This is a genomic window from Thermoplasmata archaeon (assembly GCA_035632695.1).
Taxonomy (GTDB): domain Archaea; phylum Thermoplasmatota; class Thermoplasmata; order RBG-16-68-12; family RBG-16-68-12; genus RBG-16-68-12.
On sequence record DASQGG010000180.1, the window covers coordinates 1 to 1,559 of the forward strand.

General features: G+C 66.7%; 2 protein-coding genes. Both read left to right on the plus strand.

The window, feature by feature from the left end; all coding sequences use genetic code 11:
• A partial coding sequence (locus tag VEY12_11340; GenBank protein HYM40713.1) for a serine--tRNA ligase occupies nt 1–140 on the plus strand: 140 nt, incomplete at its 5' end.
• A 121-nt stretch (nt 141–261) separates the two neighbouring features.
• The coding region (locus VEY12_11345; GenBank protein HYM40714.1) for a PAS domain S-box protein at nt 262–1,559 on the plus strand (1,298 nt) is incomplete at its 3' end.

A 1,559-nucleotide genomic window follows, 5' to 3' on the forward strand; every position in this document is an offset into this window, starting at 1 on the left:
TGGCCACGTCCCGCGGGCTCGTCGCGATCTTGGAGAACTACCAGAACGCGGACGGCAGCGTCACGGTGCCGAAGGTCCTGCGGCCGTACATGGGCGGACAGGAGAGCCTTCGCGGGCTGGGGTCCGCGGCCCCTTCCTGACCCGTGATGGGGCCATCGACAAGTTAGGATGTCCTAAACTGGGCCGAAAGCCGCTTATACCCTGGCGGCGCATAGGAACGCACGCGGGGCACGGCTGACTGACGACCGCGAGGACCGACCGATGCCACGAGACAGGGCCGATCTGCCGGACGATCCGAACCGCGGGTGGGAGGAGGCGCGGGGGCCAAGCACGGACCGGATCCGGTTCATCGGCGAAACGTACCGGCTCCTCTTCGAGGGCAACCCGCTTCCCATGTGGGTCTTTGACGTCAAGAGCCAACGGTTCCTCGCGGTGAACGAAGCGGCCGTTCGGCGCTACGGCTACACGAAGGAGGAGTTCCTTCGGCTCACCGTGCGCGACATCCTCCCCGTGGAGGACCTGGAGGCCGAGGACCGGGACGCGAGGAAGCTCACGAGCGACACGGAATCGTTCGGGATCGTGCGGCACCGCACGAAAGATGGGACCATCCTGCACGTGGAGGCCCTCGCGAACGAGATCGACTTCAACAGCCACCGCGCTCGACTCGTCCTCGCGCACGACATCACGGACCGCCTTCGGATCGAGCGGAGCCTGAGGACCGGCTACGCCGTCACGCGTGTGCTGGAATCCGCGGCAACGTTCCACGAGGCCGTCCCAGGAATCCTCCGCGCCATCTGCGAGGAGGCGGGATGGGAGTACGGCGAGCTCTGGCGCGCGGAGGCGGACCGTGACGCACTCCGGTGGGACGGTTCGTGGAGCATCCCCGGGTTCCCCGCGCAGGAGCTCGAACGAGGGAGCGAGACGGTTCACGTGGAACGTGGCATGGGGATCCCGGGCACTACGTGGGCCACCGGGAAGCCCGAGTGGCTCACGGACCTCACGGCGCGGACACATTTCTATCGCGTGGAGCCGGCCTCTCGACTCCGGCTCAAGCAGGCCCTCTCGTTCCCGATCACCGGCCATGCCTCCCGGGTCCTCGGGGTCATGGTGTTCTTCAGCCGCTCCGTCGGCGATCCGGACGATGAGTTCCTCGAACTCATAATGGACCTCGGCAACCGAGCGGGGCAGTTCCTGGAGCGCGAGCGTTTCGAAGCCGACCGGCGCCGCCTCGAAGAGCGCTTCACCAAGGCGTTCTACCAGAATCCCCTGCCGGCGATCATCTCGCGGCTGGACGGGACTCGGATCATCGACGTGAACGACAGTTTCCTCCGAACCTTCGGCTATCGTCGCGACGAGCTGATCGAGAAGACGTCCGCTCAGGCGAATATCCTGCAGCCGCTCGAGTCACGCGCGAATCTCCTGGAACCGCTCACCCGCGGCCAGGGGGTCCTGGGCATCGAGGCCCTGCTCCGCACGAAGAGCGGGGAACTCCGGACGGGCCGCTTGTGGTCCGAGCGGGTCGAGATGGGCCCCGAGCCGACGATCCTCACGATCATCGA